This is a genomic window from Flavisolibacter ginsengiterrae DSM 18136, from assembly GCF_059568575.1.
This window is the reverse complement of the sequence record NZ_JCANTR010000057.1, coordinates 1-1,802: the sequence shown is the minus strand read 5'-3', so window position 1 is coordinate 1,802 and position 1,802 is coordinate 1. Positions and strand designations below refer to the sequence as shown.

Below are 1,802 nucleotides of genomic sequence, written 5' to 3'. Positions count from 1 at the left end.
ACTGGCCAGGCACTGCCATCAACGCTGTTCTTGGCCTTCCGGCAGGTTTTGCAGCCTACGAATGGCGCAAGGACGGAGTGCAGATAAGCGGAGCTACTTCCAATACCATAAACGCCACCTCGGGTGGAGTTTACACAGCAAGGGTTCAAAGAAACGGGGTCTGGTCCGATTGGTCACATGTACCCGTAACAATCTTACCAGGTCACTATGAAGCTGAAGACTACTCTGCCATGTTTGGTATCCAAACAGAGAATACCTCTGATGTAGGCGGAGGTAAAGACGTGGGTTGGATCGAACTGGGAGATTATATGGATTATTCCATTAATGTTGGTACTACAGGTACACTTACCCTAAACTTAAGAGTAGCTACACCTGTCAATGGCGCACAACTGAAAGTGAAAAAATCAGATGGCACTGTGCTGGCTACTGTAAATATTCCAAACACCAGCGGCTGGCAGGTATTTCAAACTATTTCAACACCGATAAACCTTACTGCCGGCCAACAAACTTTAAGAATAGAATCTTCTTCAACAGCTGGATGGAATATTAACTGGTTTGAATTCAATCTTGGATCTTCAGGAAATGTTCCGCCAACTGTAAATGCAGGTCCAAGCCAGGTCATTACTCTTCCAGCAAATAATGTAACATTAAATGGAACAGCATCAGATCCTGATGGAACCATCGCAACTTATAACTGGACGAAGGTAACCGGGGGTGCAGCAACAATCACTTCTCCTTCTTCTGCTTCCACTACGATCACCGGGCTTGTTCAGGGTAGTTATAATTTCCGCCTTACAGTAACTGACAACCTTGGAGCTTCATCCAGTAGTGATGTTACAGTAACTGTAAATGGAAACAATCAGCCACCTGTAGCAAATGCCGGCCCAGATCAAACCATTACCCTTCCTACAAATAATGTTACACTAACAGGAACCGCCTCTGATGCAGATGGATCTGTGGCTACTTACGCATGGACCAAAACCTCAGGAAGCACAGCCACCATTAACACGCCTTCATCTGCCTCTACAACGGTTACGGGGCTTGTTCAAGGCAGTTATACATTCCGTCTTACAGTTACTGATAACCAGGGAGCCATTTCTACTGATGATGTGAATATTATTGTAAATGATCCACCACCACCTGGCAGTGGGACAAGGATCGAAGCGGAGAACTGGTCTGCCATGAGCGGAGTGCTTACAGAAGCTTGTTCCGATGCTGGCGGAACGCTGGATGTGGGTTGGATAGACAATGGTGATTGGATGGATTATACTATCAATGTGCCCGCAGCTGGTAATTATACACTTAACCTTCGTATAGCCAGTCCAAATACCGGCGCCCAGTTCCTAATAAAAAATAGCTCAGGTATTGTACTATCTACACTCAATGTTCCCACCACCGGAGGCTGGCAGGTATGGCAAACTATATCTACCACCATTAACCTCGTGGCAGGAACCCAAACAATAAGGTTGCAGGCTAACTCCACTGCTGGCTGGAACATCAACTGGATGGAATTAGTTGGGGCAACAGCTACTAACCAGGCTCCAACTGCCAACGCAGGGGCTGACCAAACTATTACACTACCTGTTAATAGTGTTTCCCTGGCTGGCAGCGGCACAGATGTCGATGGAACCATCGTTACTTATGCCTGGACAAAACTAACCGGCGGAGCAGCTACCATCACTTCTCCTTCCTCAGCCTCCACTACCATTACAGGCCTTGTGGCAGGCTCTTATACCTTTAGATTAACAGTAACTGATAATAGCGGTGCTAGTACTTCGGATGATGTGATTGTCACTGTCAAT

The 1,802-nt window shown here is 46.6% G+C and carries 1 protein-coding gene; it reads left to right on the top strand.

The genetic code is table 11. From position 1 onward, the window contains the following. A partial coding sequence (locus tag BP74_RS21595) for a PKD domain-containing protein (RefSeq protein ID WP_496377636.1) occupies positions 1-1,802 on the top strand: 1,802 nt, incomplete at both ends.